A 569-nucleotide genomic window follows, 5' to 3' on the forward strand; every position below is an offset into this window, starting at 1 on the left:
CAATGGCGCGATGCTATTAGCACGACAAGATCAGCAAGTGTGCCATGAAGATGTCTGGCCAGACGCTGCTATCATCGGGCAACTTGGTATTGCCCAGTTTGCAAATGATGGTGGTACGGAGGCAGCGCAAGCACTACCAAAATATCTACGTAACCAAGCTTGGAAAACACTCAAAGAGCAAGGTAAAGCATAGCTTTTGAGTATTTTTTAAGCATTAATCAATATAAAATCAACGTCAACATAGGACAGCCAATCGGCCTGTTTTTAGGAAAGTCATTGTGGATATACTGTTATTAATTCAAGCTGTCATCATGGGTATCGTGGAAGGTATCACTGAGTTTTTACCCATCTCTAGCACGGGATATTTGATCTTATCAGCAGATGTAATGGGTTTCTGGACTAAAGAAAAAGTTGATTTATTTGTTGTGGTGGTACAGCTTGGCGCTATTTTGGCAGTGATATATGACTATTGGGGCAGACTGTGGCAAGCATTGATGGGCCTCATAACAGGCAAAGCAGAAGGTATGACCAATCCTAGGCAGCTGGGACTCAGTCTGATTGTCTCTACT

Annotated in this window: 1 protein-coding gene and 1 pseudogene; both read left to right on the forward strand. The window is 42.9% G+C overall.

The window, feature by feature from the left end; translation table 11 throughout:
- Positions 1 to 193 (forward strand): annotated as a pseudogene (locus tag ACS8FC_RS19665) (tRNA (adenosine(37)-N6)-threonylcarbamoyltransferase complex dimerization subunit type 1 TsaB); the annotation flags it as partial.
- A gap of 85 nt (positions 194 to 278) precedes the next feature.
- Positions 279 to 569, forward strand: a 291-nt coding sequence (locus ACS8FC_RS19670) for an undecaprenyl-diphosphate phosphatase (protein ID WP_439298026.1), incomplete at its 3' end; no start/stop codon positions are given.

This window comes from Psychrobacter sp. 1Y4 (assembly GCF_051847555.1).